At 46.4% G+C, this 23471-nt stretch carries 19 protein-coding genes; 17 read left to right on the plus strand and 2 right to left on the minus strand.

Going from position 1 to position 23471, the window contains the following annotated elements:
* The first annotated feature begins 140 nt into the window (after positions 1-140).
* Both FW758_RS05810 and FW758_RS05815 read left to right on the plus strand, forming a co-directional pair.
* Positions 141-863: a C40 family peptidase gene (locus tag FW758_RS05810; RefSeq protein ID WP_446444887.1), complete on the plus strand. Its 723-nt coding sequence runs from the start codon at positions 141-143 to the stop codon at positions 861-863.
* Between the two features lie 76 nt (positions 864-939).
* Positions 940-1458: a hypothetical protein gene (locus tag FW758_RS05815; protein ID WP_446444888.1), complete on the plus strand. Its 519-nt coding sequence runs from the start codon at positions 940-942 to the stop codon at positions 1456-1458.
* Positions 1459-1506: 48 nt separating this feature from the next.
* Here the strand turns inward: FW758_RS05815 and FW758_RS05820 are convergent, their stop codons facing one another.
* Complete coding sequence (locus tag FW758_RS05820) at positions 1507-1977, minus strand: Arc family DNA-binding protein (RefSeq protein ID WP_446444889.1); 471 nt, start codon at positions 1975-1977, stop codon at positions 1507-1509.
* Positions 1978-2081: 104 nt separating this feature from the next.
* On the opposite strand from FW758_RS05820, the gene FW758_RS05825 reads away from it, so the two are divergent.
* From FW758_RS05825 to FW758_RS05885, 13 genes are all read left to right on the plus strand, one after another.
* Positions 2082-2246, plus strand: coding sequence for a hypothetical protein (locus FW758_RS05825; RefSeq protein ID WP_446444890.1), 165 nt, complete (start codon positions 2082-2084; stop codon positions 2244-2246).
* Between the two features lie 80 nt (positions 2247-2326).
* Complete coding sequence (locus FW758_RS05830; RefSeq protein WP_446444891.1) at positions 2327-3139, plus strand: Rha family transcriptional regulator; 813 nt, start codon at positions 2327-2329, stop codon at positions 3137-3139.
* 106 nt (positions 3140-3245) lie between these two features.
* Positions 3246-3890, plus strand: a complete 645-nt coding sequence (locus FW758_RS05835; RefSeq protein WP_446444892.1) for a tail assembly protein — start codon at positions 3246-3248, stop codon at positions 3888-3890.
* Positions 3891-3898: 8 nt separating this feature from the next.
* Positions 3899-10093 (plus strand): phage tail tip fiber protein, encoded by a 6195-nt coding sequence (locus FW758_RS05840; RefSeq protein WP_446444893.1) that lies wholly within the window; start codon positions 3899-3901, stop codon positions 10091-10093.
* A complete protein-coding gene (locus FW758_RS05845) occupies positions 10090-11196 on the plus strand; it encodes a hypothetical protein (protein WP_446444894.1) in 1107 nt (368 codons plus the stop codon). Before FW758_RS05840 ends, FW758_RS05845 begins: the two co-directional genes overlap by 4 nt.
* A 319-nt stretch (positions 11197-11515) precedes the next feature.
* A complete protein-coding gene (locus tag FW758_RS05850) occupies positions 11516-12475 on the plus strand; it encodes a beta-ketoacyl-ACP synthase III (protein ID WP_006081228.1) in 960 nt (319 codons plus the stop codon).
* A gap of 62 nt (positions 12476-12537) precedes the next feature.
* Positions 12538-13464 carry an ACP S-malonyltransferase gene (gene fabD / locus FW758_RS05855; RefSeq protein ID WP_446444895.1) on the plus strand — a complete coding sequence of 309 codons (927 nt, stop codon included), beginning with the start codon at positions 12538-12540 and terminating at the stop codon, positions 13462-13464.
* A 9-nt stretch (positions 13465-13473) separates the two neighbouring features.
* Entirely contained in the window at positions 13474-14220 is a 747-nt protein-coding gene (gene fabG, locus FW758_RS05860) for a 3-oxoacyl-ACP reductase FabG (protein ID WP_006081230.1), read from the plus strand.
* 164 nt (positions 14221-14384) lie between these two features.
* A complete protein-coding gene (gene acpP, locus FW758_RS05865) occupies positions 14385-14618 on the plus strand; it encodes an acyl carrier protein (RefSeq protein ID WP_006081231.1) in 234 nt (77 codons plus the stop codon).
* Positions 14619-14854: 236 nt separating this feature from the next.
* Positions 14855-16093: a beta-ketoacyl-ACP synthase II gene (gene fabF / locus FW758_RS05870; RefSeq protein WP_446444896.1), complete on the plus strand. Its 1239-nt coding sequence runs from the start codon at positions 14855-14857 to the stop codon at positions 16091-16093.
* A 233-nt stretch (positions 16094-16326) separates the two neighbouring features.
* Positions 16327-16695 carry a hypothetical protein gene (locus FW758_RS05875; RefSeq protein ID WP_012088890.1) on the plus strand — a complete coding sequence of 123 codons (369 nt, stop codon included), beginning with the start codon at positions 16327-16329 and terminating at the stop codon, positions 16693-16695.
* A gap of 118 nt (positions 16696-16813) precedes the next feature.
* Positions 16814-17293 (plus strand): acyl-CoA thioesterase, encoded by a 480-nt coding sequence (locus tag FW758_RS05880; RefSeq protein ID WP_106650221.1) that lies wholly within the window; start codon positions 16814-16816, stop codon positions 17291-17293.
* Positions 17294-17600: 307 nt separating this feature from the next.
* Entirely contained in the window at positions 17601-18476 is an 876-nt protein-coding gene (locus FW758_RS05885; RefSeq protein ID WP_259508390.1) for an NAD(P)-dependent oxidoreductase, read from the plus strand.
* Positions 18477-18640: 164 nt separating this feature from the next.
* On the opposite strand, the gene FW758_RS05890 is transcribed toward FW758_RS05885, so the two are convergent.
* Positions 18641-19489, minus strand: a complete 849-nt coding sequence (locus FW758_RS05890; RefSeq protein ID WP_446444897.1) for a D-hexose-6-phosphate mutarotase — start codon at positions 19487-19489, stop codon at positions 18641-18643.
* 246 nt (positions 19490-19735) lie between these two features.
* Here FW758_RS05890 and FW758_RS05895 point away from each other — a divergent pair, with 246 nt between their 5' ends.
* Together FW758_RS05895 and FW758_RS05900 are read left to right on the plus strand one after the other, a co-directional pair.
* Complete coding sequence (locus FW758_RS05895; protein ID WP_259527503.1) at positions 19736-21526, plus strand: acyl-CoA dehydrogenase C-terminal domain-containing protein; 1791 nt, start codon at positions 19736-19738, stop codon at positions 21524-21526.
* 394 nt (positions 21527-21920) lie between these two features.
* A partial coding sequence (locus FW758_RS05900; RefSeq protein ID WP_446444899.1) for a TonB-dependent siderophore receptor occupies positions 21921-23471 on the plus strand: 1551 nt, incomplete at its 3' end.

Below are 23471 nucleotides of genomic sequence, written 5' to 3' on the forward strand. Positions count from 1 at the left end.
CATTAATCTCTTTATTTGTATGTTCTGCTATAAATTATTCCTCCATGTTGTTAGCAAGAAGAAATATATCAATGCTGTTGACAGTTGTCAACAGTGAGCGTGATCATAATTTTAAATAGAGTCAACCTAAGCAGGTCACTATGCATCAAACACTCTTGCATGCTTTTACTCAGCATGCGGCCAACTGCTACCCCAATGAATGCTGTGGGCTGATCATCCTGCAAGGTAACAAGCCTTGTTATGTGCCATGCGATAACAAGGCAACTAACAAAGCAGATGAGTTTGTGATTGATCCACTGCAATATGCTGATATTGAAGAACAAGGGCAGATCATAGGCATCTGCCACAGCCACCCAGATGCGAGTAGCAAGCCTAGCCAACGTGATATTGCCATGTGTGAGGCGAGCGGCTTACCTTGGCATATCCTTAGTTGGCCAGACGGCGATTTACGTTCTATGGTGCCAACGGGTGAACGTCAACCCTTGTTAGGTCGTCCGTTTGTGCATGGGGTATGGGATTGCTATAGCTGTGTTCGCGACTGGTACCACGATGTTCAAAGCATTTTATTGCCAGACTTTGAGCGCCAAGACGGTTGGTGGGAAGGTGAGCAAGAGCTTTATCTCGATAACTTTGCTAAAGCGGGATTTGTAGCGCAACCCAATGTCAATCTTGCAGATCTTCAAATTGGTGACGGCATCTTAATGCAAATTCAAAGTCAGCGAGTCAATCATGCTGCTGTTTATGTCGGCGACGGTAAAATCCTGCACCACCTCTATGGTCGCCTTAGCCGCTACGATATTTACGGCGGTTACTGGCAGCGCAATACAAGGATGATTGTGCGTTATGTAGCAGAGCGAGGCTAAAAACTTTACAGCCTGCTAGGTCGTTGGCATAGTGGTAACGTACGGTACTTTATTAATTGAATTAATGGATTAAACAATGAAAAAACTAAAATTAGGGTTGGCTGCTGTTTTTCTTATTTCATTAGCTGGCTGTGCATCACCGACAGTAAAGTTAAACACTCAATTTGATGCCGCTGAAGCTAAAAAATTAATGGAAAAAGGTAACAACGCTATTGAAGGAAATGCGTTTCTGCGCCAGCGTGGTGGTGGGGTAGTGACTTGCTCTGGCATGTCTGTTCAGCTTGTTCCAGCAACTGAATATGCCACAGAACGCGCCTTAGCATACTTTGGTACGACAGAGAACGGATTCGCAGCAGATGAAGGGATATTCAATAAGAAAATGCCCCCACGCCCAGCTGATTATGACAAATATTCAAAAACAACAGTTTGTGATTCAGAAGGTCGGTTTAAGTTTAAAGATCTTTCCGATGGCACTTATTACGTTACAACCTCAATCACTTGGATGACTGGCGACTACAGTCGGCAAGGAGGGTTATTACTGAAAAGAGTTTATCTTCAAGATGGTGAAACTGCTGAAGTCATCATGTCGCAATAGTTGCGAAATAGGCCACCTTTTGGTGGCCTATTATTATCTGGATTAAAACTAGAACGTCATAATAATGCTGTCGCTTTTTATTTCTACAGAGTAACCAGCATCATCAAATATCTTTTCAACCAACTTTAATGCAATAGATATTTCTGCATCAGTCGCTGGCATTGAGCCGATTATTTTTGTTATATCAAGTTCAATTTTACGCTTACCTAACACTACTGCTCCATTGATCAGCTCGTTAATTTCATCAACAAAAACAGATGCCAATGCAATACCAGAGTTAGCATTGTTTCTGGCGATTTTACCCGCTATTGATGCTGGCAGTGTTGGGGTTAGCAAATTTTCCAGCGCGTCACCATGCAGCAAGCTTGCCGCTGCAGGATTTTGATCTGCAACAAAGCTAAGCTCTAAGCGATGCACTATCTCGGCATTCATTGATCTGCCGTTAATCTTAGCTGATTGATCTATTTGCTCTTTAAGTTCAGGAGCAACTCTTAATCTTAATTGTGGATGTTCGCGCATACTCACCTCTTATTTCATTATGCCGCACGGTGGGGTTGACATCAATGCCGCACCGTGCGCATACTTGGTGTTGTCGCACCGTGCGGCATTGATTGGAGTGCCATATGAAAGTACGTGATTACCCGCAGATTAAATGTAGGCTTAGTCCAGAGCTAAAAGCTCAGTTAATAAAAGCATCAGAGTTGAGCAATAGAACACTTAATAGTGAAGTTTGTTACCAGCTAGAAAAGGCGTATGGGTTAAAAGGAAAAAATCAGGAGGCTACATGAGTTATATAAATGACGAAGCCCCAACTGCTAGAACAGTTGAGGCCTCTTTAACAACGTCCGTACCTACCAAGGAATCGAACATGAATAACGTTAACACAATTCAATCATTAAATCATCTAGTCACCACCCAAGACGGCACATTAATAACTACGTCAATTAATGTGGCAGAGGCCTTTGGAAGAAGGCATGACAACGTTCTACGTAAGCTTAAAGTTCTTGAATGTTCATTAGAATTCACTGCCCTCAATTTTGAGGAGAGTGAATTCAAAGACTCAACAGGCCGTAATCTGCCTATGTATAAAATGACCAAAGACGGCTTTATGTTTTTGGTGATGGGCTTTACAGGCAAAAAGGCGGCGATGATCAAAGAAGCCTATATCAATGCCTTTAACTGGATGGCAAAGCAACTGAGTGGCACTGCACCAAAAAAGACGACAACTGATGAACGTACAGGTTTGCGTAATGCAGTTAATCTTCTAGTGTCAAAGAAAGGTCTAATGTATCCAGATGCCTACGCTATGATTCATCAGCGGTTTAATATTGACCATCTTGATCAATTAGAGGTTGGTCAATTAAATGAAGCTGTTGAGTATGCGCATAAGTTGGCATTAGATGGGGAGTACTTACCAGCAAAACCTGTTAATCCTCCAGCTAATCAATTGCAAAATAATGATATTACTAACATTAATGCACTTTGCCATCACATGGTCTGCTTAAAAAATGCTTTTTATCAGTACAAGCTTGCTGGTGTATTTGAGGCACTTGGGTCAAGAGCTGGGGTTGATATGGTGGGACATATTAGTGATGGTTTTTGTGTTGCCAATAATGTCCGTAATATAGTGCTTAAGTTTGAGCAAAATGGCTTGCCAGAGTCTATTGCCCCAGTGATGTAATTTATTTATCCTGCTATAACAATGCGGATAGCCGCATCTAATACTTACGACCGCAAGCCACCTTTTAGGTGGCTTTTTTATTGCCTCAAATTTGTAGAAAAAACCTATGAGCATAAATCAACTGACCACCATCAAATTCTCCGGATCGCTGGCTAAAAAGTTTGGTCGTGAGCATAAACGATTTTTAGATACTGGAACGACAACTGAAGCATTTAGTGCCATTAGGAATACCTTGCAAGGGTTTGAGCAGTTCATTAAAGAACAGGCAAAGCTTGGATTGCGCTATGCCATTTTTCGCAATGGTAAAAACACAGGCGAAGATGAGTTTGATTTGGCTGGAACAAGGGAAATCCGCATTGTGCCAGTTGTAGGTGGCAGTAAGCGGGGTGGCATTCTCCAAACTATTGTAGGGGTAGTGTTAATCGTTGCGGGTGCTTTTTTATCAGCGACGCCATTTGGAGCCCCCTTAATTGGAGCCGGTATTAGCATGGTTGCTGGCGGGGTTATCCAAATGCTCTCACCGCAAGCGAAAGGACTGAAGGGTAGGGAAGCCGCAGAGAACGCCCCAAGTTATGCCTTTGGTGGGGCGGTAAATACCACTGCTGCTGGCAACCCAGTCGGCATTGGTTACGGTAAGCGCCGCATTGGTGGCGCCATTATTAGTGCAGGCATTTATGCCGAAGATATTGCTACATCAAAGCGCCCAATTCAATCGGGTGGTGGTAATGGCGGCGGCAGTCAACAGGAGTAATAATCAGCATGGGTATTCCTGCATTAAATCAACAACTGACTATTCATGGCGCCAAAGCGGGCGAAGGTGAGCAGCGTTCGCCAGTAGAATCACCAGATGATCTGCGCTCAATTGCTAAAGCTAAAATCTTACTGGCAATCGGTGAAGGGGAGTTTGACGGCCAATTATCGGGCCAGAATGTCTTTTTAGATGGTACGCCACTACTGGATCCCAATGGCGCCGAAAACTTCCCCGGTGTTATTTGGGACTTTCGCCCAGGCACTGCACATCAAACTTATATCCCAGGGCTTCCATCGGTTGAAAATGAAGTAGCCTTAGGTATTGAGTTAAAATCAGATCAGCCTTACGCCCGCGCCATCACTAACTCATTACTCTCTGCTGTACGTGTGCGCTTTCGCTGGCCAGCACTGCAACAACAGCTCGATAACGGTGATGTAAATGGCTATCGCATTGCATACGCCATTGATCTATCTACTGACGGCGGCAGCTATCAAACCGTGTTAAGCACGGCTGTTGATGGTAAAACCACCCAACCCTACGAGCGCAGCCACCGCATTGATTTACCAACAGGCAATAACTGGCAAATCCGTATTCGCCGACTTACCCCAAATCAAAACAACAATCGTGTCGCTGATTTAATGCAAATCGCGGCGATCACCGATGTTATTGACCGCAAGCTAAAGTACCCCAATACGGCACTGCTCTATGTCGAGTTTGACGCCAGCCAATTCCAAAACATCCCAGTTATATCTTGCGAGCCCTTTATGCGCAAAGTAAAGGTGCCCACTAACTACAATCCACTGACTCGTGATTATGCTGGCGTGTGGGATGGCAGCTTTAAAATTGCATGGACCGATAATCCAGCATGGGTGAGTTACGACATCATCCTTGATGACCGTTTCGGTACAGGTCGCAGGATTAATGCTGCGCTGGTGGACAAATGGGAGCTTTACCAGATTGCACAGTATTGCGACCAGTTGGTTCCTGATGGCAAAGGCGGCATGGAGCCTCGCTATATCTGTAATATATACATCCAGCAAGCCACCGAAGCGTGGCAGGTATTGCGCGATTTGGCTTCTATCTATCGTGGCATGACTTATTGGTCAAACGGCCAAATGTACTCAGTTGCTGACATGCCGCGCGACATTGATTTTATTTACACTAATGCCAATGTGATTGACGGAAAGTTTAGCTATTCATCCAGCAGCGAAAAAGTTAAATACACTCGAGCATTAATCAGCTGGGATAACCCTGATAATGCTTATGAATCCGATGTTACCTCTGTATCAGATCAACCATTACAGCGCCGCTATGGCGACAACGTGATCGAATTATCGGCCTTAGGTTGTACCCGAGAATCAGAAGCGCAACGCCGTGGCAAGTGGGCTATTTATACCAATAACAATGACCGTGCCGTCAATTTTAAAGTTGGCATGGACGGCAGCATCCCATTACCTGGCTTCGTTATCGGCATAGCAGATCAATTGATTGCAGGTAGCCGCATTGGAGGTCGAATCTCGGCGGTTAACGGCAAGCAGATTACCTTAGACCGTGCGGACACAATTGCGGTGAATGATCGACTCATTATCAACTTGCCCAGCGGTAAAGCGCAGGCACGTACTATTGAGGCCGTTAATGGCCGTGAGGTAACGGTAACAACGGAATACAGTGAAACCCCACGGCCGCAACTGCTATGGTCGGTTGAGTCAGACGAGCTAAAGTTGCAGCAATTTAGAGTGCTGCGCGTAGCCAAAGCAAATAGCGACAGCATTGAGTACGAGATCACCGCAGTTGAGCATAACCCAAGCAAATATCCTTACATTGATACAGGCGCACGGTTAGAAGAACGCCCTATAAGCAAACTGCCCATCGGTGCCCAAGAAGCTCCGGCTACTGTCACCATTTCACAGTCAGTATTCACCGAGCAAACACTCGCAGTCACTACTATGACGATTCTGTGGGCGACAGCAAAAAATGCGGTTGCTTATGAAGTGGAATGGCGTAAAGACTCAGGCGAGTGGATAAAACTGCCAAAAACCAGCAGCACATCGGTTGATATCCGCGGCGTTTACACCGGGCAATATATTGCTAGAGTTCGTGCAATTAACTCGGTTGATGTTTCGTCGGTACCAAAGTCATCAGAGCTGACCAATATCACAGGTAAAACTGGCTTACCGCCTGCAGTCGCATCATTTACCGCTACGGCATTAGTGTTTGGTATCAGGCTTAATTGGTTATTCCCTGCAGGTGCTGAGGATACTTTACGTACTGAGCTTGAGTACGGGCCCAACAATAACGATAGTGGCATGATCAAGTTGGGTGATTTTGCTTACCCCATTGCAACTCACACCATGACGGGACTAAGTGCCGGCGCCAGCTTTTGGTTTAGGGCTCGGTTAGTCGATCGCACTGGTAACGTTGGGCCATGGTCAGGATTTGTAAGCGGACAGTCATCGACAGATCAAACAAAATATGATGAGTATTTCAGCGAGCGCATTACATCTTCAGCACTAGGGCAGGAGTTGCTCGGCGAGATAGAACTGATCCCGCTAATTAAAATTGAAACGGACAAAATCCCGAGCATTGATAGTCAGCTTAATGAAGTTGTCATCCCTCAGATTGAACTGATCCAAGTCGAAGTTAATAAAATCCCGAGCATTGATAATCAACTTAATAATGTTGTTATTCCACAAATAGAACAAATTCAATTTGAAGCCAATAAAATCCCCAGCATTGAAGACACACTTAGCCAAACACAAACAGTAATTGACCAAATACAGTCTGAAATTGCAGATATATCTGGAGCCCCTGATTGGGATAGTAATTCTGCTTATCTAACTGGGCAATTAGTTAAGTACCAAAGCAAACTTTATTCAGCAAAGCAGACTGTTCCTGCTGGAACTTTGCCAACTAATACGTCTTATTGGACAAAAATAGGTGAGTATTCATCTTTAGGTGAAGCAGTATCAGCATTGACTGTTCGCATTGATACTGTTGAAAACTCCATTGAAAATATTGATGGTCAGCTAGTATCACAGGCATCACGACTTGACGGTATATTTGCACAGGTAAATCCTCCAATTGCTGGTGATATGAGCTGGAATGCGGGGACTACTACTGTGCTTGCAGGCGTGTGGTCTGAGCACTATGCGAGGGCTTCAGCAGATGAGGCATTAGCAAAAAGTATTGCAAGTGTTGCTGCGACTTTGGATAAAAATACAGCCGCTATCATTACTGAGCAAATGGCTAGAACGACAGCCGATGAATCGCTCGCTAATCAGATCATCAGTATTTCAGCTAGTGTCGACGCCAATGGTGCCTTGATCAAAGCAGAGCAAACCGCTAGGGCTGATGCAGATAGCGCTTTGGCACAAAACATCACTACAGTACAAGCCTCGGCGACTGCCGCTAATACCGCAGCATCAACCGCTCAAAGTGCCGCTAACTCAGCCGCTCAAGCCGCTGCGGATGCTGCAGGATTAGCAGGGACTAAGGGCAAGGTATTGATACAGTCATCTTATCCAGCAGTCGCTGATCGTTTAGTTCAGAATCTGTGGATTGATATTACAGGCAATGCTAATACGCCTAAGCGTTGGAATGGGATCGCATGGTCGGCTGTTACCGACAAAGCCGCGACTGATGCTGCTAGTGCAGCTGCAGCTGCTCAGGCTGCAGCAAATGCAGCGCAACAAGGTGTTACACAAAACACTGCAGCTATTCAGGCAGAGCAAACTGCTCGGGCTGATGCAGATAGTGCATTGGCACAAAATATCACTACAGTTCAAGCCTCGGCGACGGCTGCTAATACCGCAGCATTAACTGCGCAAACGGCAGCTAATTCAGCAGCCCAAGCTGCATCCGCCGCAGCAGGATTAGCGGGCACTAAAGGTAAGGTGATGATCCAATCATCAGCACCTGCGGTGGCTGATCGTCTAGAGCAAAACCTGTGGATTGATACCACTGGCAATGCGAATACGCCTAAACGTTGGAGTGGTTCAGCATGGGTAGCGGTAACCGATAAAGCCGCAACTGATGCTGCTAGTGCAGCTGCCGCAGCTCAAGCTGCAGCAAATGAAGCGCAGCAAGGCGTGTCTCAAAACGCTGCTGCTATTCAGGTAGAGCAAACCGCTCGTGCAGACGCAGATAGTGCTTTGGCACAGAGCATAACGACAGTTCAAGCTACAGCTAATTCTGCACAGCAAGGAGTGACACAAAACACTGCAGCAATTCAGGCAGAGCAAACCGCTCGAGCCAATGCCGATAGCGCTTTGGCACAAAATATTACTACAGTCCAATCTGCGGCGAATGCTGCACAGCTAGGTGTTACACAAAATACTGCAGCAATTCAGGCAGAGCAAACTGCTCGGGCTGATGCAGATAGTGCTTTATCGCAGAGCATAACGACAGTTCAAGCTACAGCTAATGCAGCACAGCAAGGTGTTACTCAAAATGCCGCCGCCATTCAAGCAGAGCAAACAGCTAGGACTGATGCAGATGGTGCTTTGGCACAGAACATCACCACTGTTCAAGCTGCTGCAAATGCAGCACAGCAAAGCGCGACTCAAAACACTGCAGCTATTCAGGCAGAACAAACCGCTCGGGCTAATGCTGATAGCGTTTTGGCACAAAATATCACTACTGTTCAAGCTTCTGCAAATATAGCCCAGCAAGGCGTCACGCAAAATACTGCTGCTATTCAGGCAGAGCAAACCGCTAGGGCTGATGCAGATAGTGCTTTGGCTCAGAGTATCACGACAGTACAAGCATCGGCGTCAGCTAATGCTGCAGCAATACAAACTGAAGCAACAGCAAGAGCTGATGCAGATACCGCTCAGGCATCACGCATTGACGGTATATTTGCGCAAGTAAACCCACCTCTTGCTGGCGATATGAGCTGGAATGCTGGAACTACAGTTGTACTCGCTGGCGTGTGGTCTGAGCAATATGCAAGGGCTTCATCTGATGAGGCATTGGCGAAAAGTATTGCAAGTGTCGCTGCGACTATGGATAAAAATACAGCCGCTATCATTACTGAGCAAATGGCTAGGACGACAGCCGACGAATCGCTCGCTAATCAGATCATCAGCATTTCGGCTACTGTGGATGCCAATGGCGCCTTAATTAAGGCAGAGCAAACTGCCCGTGCTGATGCAGATAGTGCTTTGGCACAAAACATCACTACAGTTCAAGCCGCTGTAAATATCGCCCAGCAAGGCGTCACACAAAATACTGCTGCTATTCAGGCAGAGCAAACAGCTCGGGCTGATGCAGATAGTGCTTTGGCACAAAATATCACCACAGTTCAAGCCTCGGCGACGGCTGCGAATGCCGCAGCATCAACCGCTCAAAGTGCCGCTAACTCAGCCGCACAAGCTGCTGCCGATGCTGCAGGTTTAGCGGGTACCAAAGGCAAGGTGCTGATCCAGTCTACGGCCCCTGCAGCTGCTGATCGCTTAGCGCAAAACCTGTGGATTGATACCACAGGCAATGCCAACACGCCAAAACGTTGGAGTGGTTCAGCATGGGTTGCGGTCACTGATAAAGCGGCCACCGATGCCGCCAGCGCAGCCGCTGCTGCCCAAGCCGCCGCAAACGCAGCTCAACAAGGCGTTACCCAAAACGCTGCAGCGATTCAAACCGAGCAAACTGCTCGAGCAAATGCCGATAGCGCACTAGCAACACAGATCAATACTGTTCAGGCGACGGCTAATAACGCATCAGCTGCAGTGCAGCAAACATCAACCGCTCTTGCAGAGTTAGATGGCAAGCTGCAAGCCATGTACTCGGTAAAAGTAGGCGTAACCGCAGATGGTAAGTATTACGGTGCGGGTATGGCTATCGGCGTTGAGAACACGCCTGAAGGTATGCAATCGCAGGTACTCTTTACTGCTGATAGATTTGCCATCGTTAATCAAATCACTGGCACATCCACCATCACAACACCTTTCGTGGTTCAGGGCGGTCAGGTATTTATTAATAGCGCGGTAATTGGTGATGGAACTATCACAAATGCCAAGATCGGCAGTTACATCCAATCAACAAACTATGTTGCAAACTCGATTGGTTGGAAGCTTGATAAAAATGGGCTTTTTGAGATAAATGGTTATCAAGCTGGACAAGGACGAATGAGAATTACCAATGAAAGAATCGATGTCTATGACGCAGCTGGCACACTTAAAATCAGACTTGGCAAACTTATATGAGTTATGGATTAGCGCTTTACGCTCAAGATAGAACCATAGATATCACCAGCGGATGGTATCCAATGGCATTTAAAGGAACAATTGAGTTTACAGTAAAATATCTATCTGCCGCAGATGTTGTACAAGACTTTGTCGTACCAAATGGTTGCAGGCTGTTTATTCAGCCTGCTGGTGCCGCTGTCAGGCACACCTCTTATGTTAGCTTTGGTAGCACTGTTTACACGGGTTACATTGTTAGCAGTAAGTGCGACGGTGGAAGGGTAACGCTATCACAAAGCCTTTGGTACGGTGGCGCAGACTCCCCGCTAAATAACTCGGTCGTAAAATTTAATATTTATGCGTATTACCCTGTTGCCAATGTTCCAGATAACTACGGGATCTTATTTGCTGACGGAGGTGTCGCGGTGGCCTTATCAAATGCTAACCGTTTAAACGTAGAAAGATTTAAATACACAATTACCAATTCAGATAGAGAAATAGATGTTTCAACCGCGATTGCATCAACAGAACCGCCTCCAAGTGTTTATGTCAGCGATACTGGTTACAACGCCATGGCATCTTACGTTTATTCAAGTGGCGGATATTGGCGCGTTAAGTGTTTAAGAGCTGGCGGTTTGTATAATGTTGGCTCGACTTATAATGACGAACCGCCAAGATCTGGCGCAGTTAAAATTATCGCCTTTGGTTCACCCTTGCAAACCCTTCCAAGCTGGGGTTTAGCGTTTTATGGTGACGATGGCGGCGTGGCATTCAGTTCAGCGAACCCACCAGAAATGCCAAGAGGCTATCTCAGCTCACCTACGCCATTAGCAAATCCACCAGGCTCAGCTGGTTGGCATGCGATCGGCGATTCAAATCCGCAGCAATTCCCAAACATCGCCACAAAAAAACCGATGTATCAGGCCAGATTGATTGGAGCAGCAAAGCTAAGTTTTACTCCTTTCCCTGTCGGAATTTGGCTTAAGTCAGATGGGACTTTTACTTGCGGAGTGTTGACCAAAGGAGCTGGCAGCATGCCTGTTGGGGGTAGTGCATTTGGTTACTGGGGCGAATCTTCAGTTAACTCACCAATCCCTTACATACATGAAGATGATTATTTTTGACTTAAGTCACAATTATTCTTTGCTCATGAAAATATCACTTCAATTAATGTGAGGATGTCTGATTCTTAATGTAACTTTGCGACAAGACTGCATAGCAAAGCAGACCAGTTTTGCGGTATAAATTCTATTGCCAGCTGTTTTTTTATGTTACTTTGCGGCGATAAACTTAGTGCGTACAAATCTGGCTAACTTTTAGATGTGTACAAAACAGCGTACAAAATCAAGATTTATCGACATAGCTTAAGTTGAAATTAATAGAAAGTTCAACAGCATGTAAAGTAAATCAATTATTATAGATATAAATAACTGATCCCTCCTTATGCATACAAAAATTCTCGGAACTGGTAGTTATCTGCCAGTGCAGGTGCGTAGCAATCAAGATTTGGAAAAAATGGTGGAAACCACCGACCAATGGATTGTTGAACGTACAGGTATATCAGAACGTCGCATTGCGGCCTTCGATGAAACCGTTTCAACTATGGGCTACCAAGCGGCACTCAAAGCGCTGGAAATGGCTGGCATAGAAGCATCAGACTTAGACATGATCGTTTGCGGCACCACCAGTGCACCAAATGCTTTTCCGGCTGCGGCCTGTGAAATCCAAGCCATGCTTGGCGTGCATACCATTCCAGCATTCGACATCGCTGCGGCTTGTTCAGGCTTTGTTTATGCTTTATCTGTTGCCGACCAATTTGTTAAAACGGGCGCTGCTAAAAAAGTCTTAGTGATTGGTGCCGATGTGCTGTCTCGCCTATGTGAGCCAGAAGATCGTTCAACGATTATTTTATTTGGTGATGGTGCGGGCGCCGTTGTGATTGGTGCATCTGAAACGCCAGGGATCATTTCTACCCACATTTATGCCGATGGTCGCCAAGGCGACTTATTGAAATGCGCTTTCCCACCACGCCAAGGCGAAACCTCTGAAGCGGTCGGTTTTATGACCATGAAAGGTAACGATGTCTTTAAAGTGGCAGTGACTCAATTGTCCCATGTTGTGACTGAGACGCTGCGCATCAACAATATCGATAAGTCAGAAATTGATTGGTTGGTGCCGCATCAAGCTAACTTCCGTATTATCAATGCTACCGCCAAAAAGCTCGATATGAGTCTCGATAAAGTCGTATTGACCTTAGCTAAACACGGTAATACCTCGGCTGCATCTGTGCCCATCGCATTAGATGAAGCCGTGCGTGATGGCCGCATTCAGCGTGGACAACTACTGCTGCTTGAAGCCTTCGGTGCTGGTTTTGCGTGGGGCAGTGCGCTCATTCGTTTCTAAGTTCTACATGTGTTTTCCACATGATTTTTCAATAAATTAAGTTAGCCATAGGTAATTTGAATATGGAAAATGTTGCTTTTGTATTTCCAGGCCAAGGTTCACAAGCCCTAGGCATGTTAGCCGAGCTTGCCGAATCACACGCCGTTGTCGGGCAAACCTTTGCCGAAGCGAGTGACGTCTTAGGTTACGATTTGTGGGCATTGGTTCAGCAAGGTCCCGTTGAAAGCTTAAATGAAACCGATAAAACCCAGCCAGCCCTATTAGCGGCGAGTGTGGCGATTTGGCGTGCCTACGTGGCTTCAGGCAAAGCTATGCCAGCCATGTTGGCAGGTCACAGCTTAGGCGAGTATTCTGCTTTAGTGTGCGCCGGAGTCATGGATTTTAAAGACGCGATTAAGTTGGTGGAGTTACGCGGTCAACTGATGCAGCAAGCGGTTCCTGCTGGCACAGGCGCTATGTATGCCATTATCGGTTTAGATAACGAGGGTATTGCGAATGCTTGTGCCGAAGCGGCTCAAGGCGACGTGGTGAGCCCAGTTAACTTCAACAGTCCTGGTCAAGTGGTTATCGCGGGTCAAAAAGACGCGGTTGAGCGTGCAGCAGCGGCTTGTAAAGCTGCGGGCGCTAAAATGGCGGTAGCGTTACCTGTCAGCGTGCCATCACACTGCGCATTAATGAAACCTGCGGCGGATAAATTGGCCGTGGCATTAAACGATGTACAGTTTAATCCCCCAGCAATTACAGTGATTAATAACGTTGATGTGGCATCCCCCAACTCTGCTGCTGACATTAAAGATGCATTAGTACGTCAGTTATATTGTCCTGTACGCTGGAGCGAAACCGTTGAGCTAATGGCCCAAAAAGGCATTACCCAACTGGTGGAATGTGGTCCTGGTAAAGTATTGACAGGATTAGCAAAACGAATTAATAAATCACTATCAGCCCAAGCGGTTAATGATGTCGCTTCATTAGCAGCATTAACTGAGTAAGGAGTTTGTATGAGTTTCAACCTGAATTTAACCGGCAAAGTGGCTTTGGTGACAGGTGCGAGCCGCGGTATTGGCCGTGCGATCGCTGAGACACTGGTCGAAGCCGGTGCCGTTGTTATTGGAACCGCAACCAGTGAGAAGGGCGCTGCGGCGATCCAAGAATATCTGGGTGACAAAGGTTTTGGTTTAGTGCTTAATGTCACAGATAGTGAATCTGTTACACATTTATTCGCCTCGATCAAAGAAAAAGCCGGTGATGTTGATATTCTAGTCAACAACGCGGGTATAACCCGTGATAATCTGCTGATGCGGATGAAAGATGATGAATGGCAGGATATTATCGACACTAACCTGACATCGTTATTTAGACTATCAAAACCTGTGATGCGTACCATGATGAAAAAGCGCTTTGGCCGAATCATCAATATCGGTTCAGTGGTAGGTACCATGGGTAATGCAGGTCAAGTTAACTACTCGGCAGCAAAGGCGGGTTTGATTGGATTTACAAAATCTCTTGCAAGAGAGGTTGCATCTCGTCAAATTACAGTTAATGCTATCGCTCCTGGATTTATCCAGACCGATATGACAGATGAGCTGACCGAAGAGCAGCAAAAAGCTATCATGTCACAGGTTCCGATGGAACGATTAGGGCAAGCGCAAGAAATTGCGAACGCAGTGCTCTTCTTGGCCTCGGACTCAGCCGCTTACATCACAGGCGAAACTTTGCATGTGAATGGCGGCATGTACATGGTTTAAGGGCGAATGGCAGGGATTTCTGTCGCAACTGAGTAGTGATCTGTATCAATTGATAGTGAAATTTCGTGGTTAGACCACGAAAACTAAGCTTGCATTGTCAGCCAAATCTAATAAACTACTCGCAATCTTACGCAAGTGCGTAATTTGAATAGGAAAGAAAACTAATGAGCAACATCGAAGAACGTGTAAAGAAAATCATTGTAGAGCAACTGGGCGTTAAAGAAGAAGACGTTAAGCCAGCGGCATCTTTCGTTGACGATCTGGGTGCAGATTCTCTGGACACTGTTGAGTTGGTTATGGCTCTGGAAGAAGAGTTTGATACCGAGATCCCTGATGAAGAAGCTGAAAAGATCACTACTGTTCAAGCAGCGATCGACTACGTTTCTAAGAATCAGTAATTCTGAATTCTTGAAGACAGGCGGCATTTTTGCCGCCTGTTTTTGTTTTACCCCCGTCAAATTCTGCCTCCGTGCCATTCAATCGTCTCTGGATCGTGTTTTAATTGTTATCCACGAGATGCTCGCCGCAGATTGGCGAATTGTTCTAAATAAAGTTATTTAAGAAATTGTCTAATGATAGAAAATCTTGTTTTATCTATCAGAACTAACAAATTTAGTATTTAAAGGTGACTGCCGTGTCTAAACGTCGTGTAGTGGTAACCGGTTTGGGGTTAGTAACTCCAGTGGGCAATACTGTCGATACTACTTGGAAGGCTTTGCTTTCGGGTAAGAGTGGTATTGCACCGATAACCAAATTTGATGCCAGTGAATTTACCACCCGTTTCAGTGGTTCAGTAAAAGATTTCGATGTTGAGCAATACGTAACGAAAAAAGACGCCCGTAAGATGGACCTCTTTATTCAATACGGTATGGCGGCTGGCATCCAAGCTATCCAAGACTCAGGTCTGGATATGAGTAAAGAAAACCCTGGTCGTGTCGGTACTGCTATTGGTGCGGGTATGGGCGGCATGTGGTTGATTGAACAAGGGCATAGCGCCTTGATGAATGGTGGTCCGCGTAAGGTTTCTCCTTTCTTTGTGCCTAGCACTATCATCAATATGATTTCGGGCCACTTGTCGATCATGTTTGGCATGAAAGGACCCAATTTCGCCGTGACGACCGCTTGTACTACAGGCGTGCACAATATCGGTTTTGCAGCGCGTACCATTGCCTATGGCGATGCCGACGTGATGGTGGCTGGCGGTGCTGAGGATGTCACTTCTCCTTTAGGCGTGGCAGGTTTTGGTGCAGCGAAAGCATTATCGACACGCAATGACGATCCGACTGCGGCAAGTCGTCCATGGGATAAAGACCGTGATGGTTTTGTGATCGGTGATGGTGCGGGCGTGATGGTGATGGAAGAGTACGAACACGCTAAAGCGCGCGGTGCGACCATTTACGGCGAGTTAGTCGGTTTTGGTATGAGCGGTGATGCTTTCCACATGACATCGCCTCCAAGCGACGGTGCTGGCGCTGCTGCGGCTATGGTCAATGCCATTAATGACGCTAAGTTATCACTGGAGCAAATTGGCTATATCAACGCCCACGGTACGTCGACGCCTGCGGGTGATAAAGCAGAAGCGGCAGCGGTTAAGTCTGTATTTGGCGATCACGCCTATAAAGTACTGGTTAGCTCGACTAAATCGATGACGGGTCACCTCTTAGGTGCTGCAGGTGCAGTTGAAGCGATTTTCACCTTACTAGCACTGCGCGACCAAGTCGTACCGCCAACCATCAACTTGGATAATCCCGATGAAGGTTGTGACCTAGACTTTGTCGCCCACACTGCCCGTGACGTGAAGATGGATTACGCTCTGTGTAATTCCTTCGGTTTTGGTGGGACTAACGGTTCATTACTGTTTAAGAAAGTGTAAAACACACATTGATAGTGTAAAAAAACAGTGAAAAAATGCGCCTGAGGGCGCATTTTTTATGGATAAAATCCATTGAGATTGTGAATTGAGTAGCATTATCTCACGCCTTTATTGTGATAAGAATCACTTTCTAACTACCTGATATCCATAACGTTAACCTTTGTTCATCAAGCTTGTTTAATTCTATTGGCCACAGATAATGACAGATATATTTAATCTTGATGGAGTGTGTCATGTTAAACCCTGCGGTGATCCCGCTTGTCCCCCTCATCGGCGCATTAACGGCCAATCTTACCGAATTGATCCGCGGTGAATTTAAAGTTTGGCATCCTAACATGGACATAGGGATCAAGACTTTTACCTTAGCAATAGCCGCTTACGTGGTCGTCTGGTTTGCCTTATTGGTGACGGCGATTAATGTCGGTGGCGACAGCAATATGTCCTCGGGTCTTGAAGTGCTGGGTTTCTTCATGCTTGGCTTAGGTGTGTACACTTTTGCGAAGGGCACACGATTTGTTAGCAGCGCGCTACAGCTATGGCTTTACCGCTTAGCCCTGCCGAGTTTACTGCTTTGCTGCGTGCTTATTAGTCACTTTGGTTAAATCGAATTCTTTGGCGAGGCCAATCGTAATTATCTTTACGCTATTGGGGATTTCTATCGTAAACTCAGCTTATTGCGCGAAGACATTGAGCCACAGTGGCTGAATAAGTTGAGGTTATATGGCTGGTATCGATAGACAAAGCACCCTGAGATTTTTGTCAGAGCCTGCGGATGTAAATTTTGGTGGTAAAGTTCACGGCGGTGCTGTGATGAAGTGGATCGATCTCGCGGCCTATGCCTGTGCAGCGGGTTGGAGTGGTAAATATTGTATTACTGCCTATGCGGGCGGGATTCGTTTTGTACAACCCATTTTAGTGGGCAACATAGTCGAAGTCAGCGCTAAGGTGATTTATACGGGTAAAACTTCTATGCATATCGGTATTGATGTGCGCGCAGGCGATCCTAAGGTTTCCGAGCGTCATTTGACTACCCACTGTATTGTGATCATGGTGGCTGTTGACGAAAACGGCCAGCCAACGCCAGTGCCTGAGTGGGTACCACAGACGGAACATGATATTCATTTGCGCGATTCTGCACTGCGCTTGATGGAAATGCGTAAAAAGATTGGTGCCGAAATGGAAGCCCATGTGGTGAAATAGCCCCATAAATTACATCAACAAAGGCGCTTATTGCGCCTTTGTTGTCTCTGTCGAAAAGTACGTTTGCCTGTGGGGCCGATTTCAACCTGACGCTATGCGGGATGAATGCTACACTGCCGCCATTATTTTTACTGCCCATTCCCCTAAATAAGCATCCGTAATTGACCCTATAGATTGAAACACTCAGTGGCATTTTTTTAGTATTTGTTGTTGAGGTTTTAGCGGTAACATATTGGACAGATGAAATAAAACTCGATTCAGCTATTTCTAATTGATTCACCTTGTTTACTTATTTGAGGAGCACTTCATGGCGAAAGTCGCATTTATTGGTTTGGGCGTAATGGGATATCCCATGGCGAGACATTTACTCAACAAAGGCCATGAGGTCACTGTTTATAATCGCACTTTTGCTAAAGCACAAACTTGGGTCGACACCTATGGCGGACGTTGCTGCCCAACACCAAAGGAAGCGGCAGAGGGTCAAGATATTGTGTTTACTTGTGTGGGCAATGATAACGACCTGCGTGAAGTGGTATTAGGGAGTGATGGCGTTATTCATGGCATGGAAAAGGGCGCAGTGTTAGTTGACCATACTACGGCTTCGGCCGATGTAGCCCGTGAGCTTCATCAAGTGTTAGCAGAAAAGGGCGTTGATTTCCTCGATGCGCCCGTGTCTGGCGGTCAAGCGGGCGCCGAAAATGGCGTGTTGACTGTGATGGTTGGTGGCGATGAAGCTGTGTTTGCCCGGGTTAAACCCGTTATTGAAGCTTTTGCCCGCTGCGCCGAGCGTTTAGGTGAGGTTGGTGCAGGTCAGTTAACTAAGATGGTGAACCAAATCTGTATCGCGGGTGTGGTGCAAGGTTTGGCGGAAGCATTACAGTTTGCGCGCAAGGCGGGTCTTGATGGCGAGAAAGTGATTGAAGTGATCAGTAAAGGCGCGGCGCAAAGCTGGCAAATGGAAAATCGCTACAAAACCATGTGGGGCCAAAGCTATGATTTTGGTTTTGCCGTCGATTGGATGCGTAAAGATTTAGGCATAGCCTTAGAAGAAGCCCGCCGCAATGGTTCACACTTGCCATTAACCGCGTTAGTCGATCAATTTTATTCAGAAGTGCAGGGCATGGGCGGTAACCGCTGGGATACGTCTAGCTTGTTAGCGCGCCTAGAGAAATCGGCGAAATAAGCCTATAAAACTTAGATCTTGCACTGATAAAAATGCCCAGTCCCGATAGCGTCGGCAATAGGACTGGGCATTTTTGTTTGTATCGTTTTTTGACTAGGATTTAGAACTAGATATTAAGCTCTCGATTTTAAGCTCTAGATTTTAAGAACGAGGATATTAAATCGTTAGTCTTTCCAGCGAATATGGGTCACTAAACTGTGGGTTTCACTTGGGGCAAGCACGACTTTATCTTCTAAAACATTGGCCGCTTCTAGACAGACCATGGTCAAATAATCCTCTGGATTAAACCGGCCAAGGCGTTGTGACTTTTCAATCCATGGATTCCATAATACCGCTGACTGGCTGTTTTCACGGCTGACTTCAATTATCCCCTGCGGCGTATGCAATAATTGCACAGGGCCGAGTTCGGTATAGACACGATCTGTCTCGCGATCAAACAGCACTTCATCCGTGGTTTGCGGATAAGGTCCCTCGGCAAATTCGATGTATTTTGAGCCACTAAAACCGCTCGCTTTGAGTTGGTGGATATCCTCAATCGGGAAATAAGTGTGCAGCGCTTGGGTAAGCGTCACGGTTTCATCGCCTAAGTTGGTATTCACAAGACTGATACTCAGGGTGTCGCCTAGGGTGAATAACACGCTGACCTGAGTGTTATGCGGCCAATAGATTTTATCTTGCTCACTGATTTTTAAGCTAAAACGTAAATCCACTAACTGATTACGCATTTCTACCGATTCCAGCGCCCAAATGCGGGTACGGGCAAAACCATGTTGGGGGAAGTTCGCTTCACTACTCATGCCAAACCAAGGCCAGCATACGGGCACACCGCCACGGATCCCATTACCGGGTTGATAATCGTCAGCCGATGAAACCCACAGCAAAGGTGGTTTTCCTACGGGTTGAAAATAGTCTATTTGCGCGCCCTGCAAAAAAATTCTTGCCTGACATAACGCCGTATTCACTTCGACATAATCGAGCCCGTTGGCGTGCTTTTTAGTAGTGACAGAACCCATAGTAGCAATATCCTTAACTCTGCTGGCATATCAGAAAAACAGGCAGTTAGCTTACAAAGTTTTCCGCGATAACATAAGGCTTTGTTGCGATCAATTTACGGTTTCGCTGTTCGTTTGTGTAAACAAAAGTCTTTGCTGGCCGTTGGGGTGCTTTCTTTTTCGGCAAATTTAGCTAAAGTGGTCAGAGCATCAAAGTGGTCAGATCACTTAGTTGAGTTGCAGTCTAACAAGAAAAGGGAAGCGATTATGCCAGTCTATCAAGCGCCGCTGCGCGACTATCAATTTATCCTCGATGAAATGTTACATATTTATCAGCAAGATGCACTCAAGGGGTTCGATGAAATCGATCCTGATCTTGTTGATGCGATCCTGCAAGGTATGGCCGACTTTAGTACTGAAGTTATGTTACCGCTCAATAGTGTCGGCGATCTGCAAGGCTGTAAGTTGGTAGATGGCAAGGTGATTACCCCCGAAGGATTTGATAATGCCTATCAGCAGTTTGTTGATAATGGCTGGCCAACACTGACCTGCGATCCTGAATATGGCGGCCAAGGCCTGCCAGAAGTCGTGGGGATTTTTGCAACTGAGATACAAACGGCAACTAACATGGCCTTTGCCATGTATCCCGGTTTGACCCATGGCGCCTATGCCGCCATTCATGCCCACGGCAGTGATGCGCTTAAGCAAAAATATTTGAGTAAACTGGTCAGCGGTGAATGGACTGGGACAATGAATTTGACCGAGTCCCACGCCGGTACGGACTTAGCCTTATTACGCACCAAAGCCGTGCCTGTATCCGAAGGCGTTTTTGCTATTACTGGTGAGAAGATTTTTATCTCCTCAGGCGATCACCAACTCACCGACAACATAGTGCATCTCGTTTTAGCCCGCTTGCCGGATGCGCCAGAAGGCGTGAAGGGTATATCTCTGTTTGCGGTACCTAAAGTATTAGTGAATGGCGATGGTAGCCTAGGCGCGCCGAACACTTTATATGCCAGCGGCCTTGAACATAAGATGGGCATTCACGGTAACTCCACCTGTGTGATGGTGTTTGAAGCTGCGCTGGGCGAGCTTGTTGGTGAGCCGCACCAAGGACTGCGCGCCATGTTTACTATGATGAACCAAGCGCGTTTAGGCGTGGGCGTGCAAGGGCTGGGTGTCTCTGAGATTGCCTATCAAAATGCGCTAGCCTATGCCAAAGACAGATTACAGAGCCGCGCCTTAAGCGGTGCCAAAGCCCCCGAAAAAGCCGCCGATCCGATTTTGGTTCACGGCGATGTGCGCCGTATGTTGCTGTCGCAAAAAGCCTTTAATGAAGGCGCAAGAGCCTTAGTTGGACAACAAGCTTTGTGGCTCGATGAAGCTGAGCGCCATACCGATCCCGCCAAAGCAAAAGCGGCATCCCAGTTAGCGGCCCTGTTCACGCCCGTTGTGAAAGGCTTTATCACTAACCGTGGTTTTAATGCCTGTGTCGATGCGCAGCAAGTATTTGGTGGACATGGTTATATTCATGAGTGGGGTATGGAGCAATTTGTGCGTGATAGCCGTATTGCGCTGATTTATGAAGGCACTAACGGCATTCAGGCGCTGGATTTAGTGGGGCGTAAGTTGCTTAGCGACCGCGGTGCGGCGATGCAGCAATGGTCGGCTTTAGTGACTGAGTTCATTAAGTCGCATAGTACGAATGCGTCGATGCAACCTTACGTGAGTGGCTTAATGGATTGTGCGGGTGATTTGCAAAAGGCCAGTGGTTATTTAGCGACCCATGCTGCGACCAATCCAGACATTATTGGCGCAGCCTCAATGGCTTATTTGGAGTTATTTGGGGTGACGGCACTGGCGTGGATGTGGGCCAGAAGTGCCGCGGTGGCATTAGCGGCGCTGGAGCAGGGCACTGAAGAAACCGCATTTTACCAAGCTAAATTGAAAACTGCCGATTTTTATATGGCTTACTGGGCTGTGCAAGGTCGCAGTCTGCGTAAGCAAATCGAGCAGGCGAGTGAAATGCTCACGCAATTGGATGAAGCTATCTTTTAAGCATTCACCTTATCGGCTGAGTCAAATCAGCTTAAGAACAGCTCAAGAGCCGCCAAAAACCAGCGCACTGTCGCTGGTTTTTATTTTTGTATGGTTTAAATCTTTAACTTGTTTTCATTCTTCGGTTCCACGCCAATATTGAGCTCGATACTGTGAGTCTTTTGCTTATCCCAGATTAAAACTGCTATCTAAGGTCCGTGCTACTGACGCTTTTTTCGCTTTAGTCATAACCAAACATAACAAGGGTTATGTGAGCTGACGCTAGGGATTTACCTAACAGATTTCACATTCATGTAAATTCAAATGATAATCGTTGTTATTCGTAAATCATTCTTTATAATGACGGCCAATTCGTTTGAATACATTTGTAAACCCTTTGGTTTATGCCATTTTTATGCGCTCGCGCTGGGGACATTCTGTGAAGACTCGTTTCGTCTACTCATTAATTGCACTTGCACTCGCTCAACATCAGTCGGCATTCGCCGCTGAAACTGTACTCGATAAAGAGGCTCCACAGCAGACCTTGTCTACGAGCTCACCCGTTGCAAGTCCTGCATCGACTGAGCCTGCAGCCTATGAGCAAGTTAAGTTGGCAGCACCTGAGCGAATTGCCGTGCATGGCCGCGCGATGCAAATGTACGTCGATAAAGAAACGACGGTTGGCACTAAGACGGCGATCAATGTGATGGAATTGCCGCAGTCGGTGCAAGTGCTGACCGAGCAGTTAATTGTTGACCAAGCGGCGCGCAATATTACCGATTTATATCGCTCAATCGCTGGCGTGAGTGAGTTCAGTTATTCGGGCGTGACCTTTCGCGGTTTCCGTGACGATGCCAATGTCTTTTATGATGGGGTAAGGGGCGATCCCTATTCGGGGTTTTCTGTGCCGCAACTGTTTAATGTGCAGCGGGTTGAAGTGTTAAAAGGCCCAGCATCGGCACTTTATGGAGGTGGTGAACCCGGCGGCATGATCAACTATGTCACTAAAAAACCAACTTTTGTTGAGAGTAAAGAGCTGACATTGAGCACTGGCAGCGAGGATATGATGGGTGGCTCGCTGGATTTGACCAGCGGCTTAACCCAAAATCTCGCCTATCGCTTTGGCGCCTATTATCAGCAGGAAGATAGCTTTCGAAATAATGCCGATAGCCAAAATGCTGAAGTGGCGGGTGGGTTACTCTACGAAATCAGTGATGATACTAAGCTCACCACGACCTTCGATATCATTAAGCAGGATTTAGGCGGCAATCGACTGCGCGGCGTGCCTGTCGATAATGACGGTAATTTCCTTGTTGCGCCATCCTATAATGCCAATGAGAAGAGTGACTTCCAGAAGATGGATGCACTGGTGCTGCAATCGATTCTCGATCATCAATTTACCGATAATTTCTCGGTCAAGACTCAGATCCGTTATTTGAATAATGATTCCACGCAGCAATATCATGAATCAAGAGGTTGGGCGACCTTAGATGCCAATAAAAAGCCCATTATGGGTGATGGCACCATTAAGCGTGAATACCGAGTGCAAGCTCGTGCCAACGATGAAATCAGTTTAACCAATGATTTTGTTTATGCATTCGATGCCTTAGGTTTTGAACATGAGTTCCTGTTTGGTGGCGATTATCACTATGTTGAAACCGAATATAGCTACAAGTTGGCGACGGATAAAACAGGTGTTGGCAACCTGAATATTTTTGACCTTAATTATGGTGAAACCGATCCAAGTACTTACACGCTGCAAGACAAAAATACCGATGGCACCCGCGCAAATCGTTATGGTGTATATGTGCAGGAACATTTGCACTTTAATGAACAGTGGTCATTGATTGCTGGTCTGCGTTTTAGCCAGTTTGACGATTATGATAAAAAGACCGGTTTCTCCTTCAGCGATAACGCGATAACGCCAAGGGCAGGGCTTAATTATCGTCCGATCGATTCAATGTCC

The organism is Shewanella sp. 1180_01 (genome assembly GCF_052850535.1).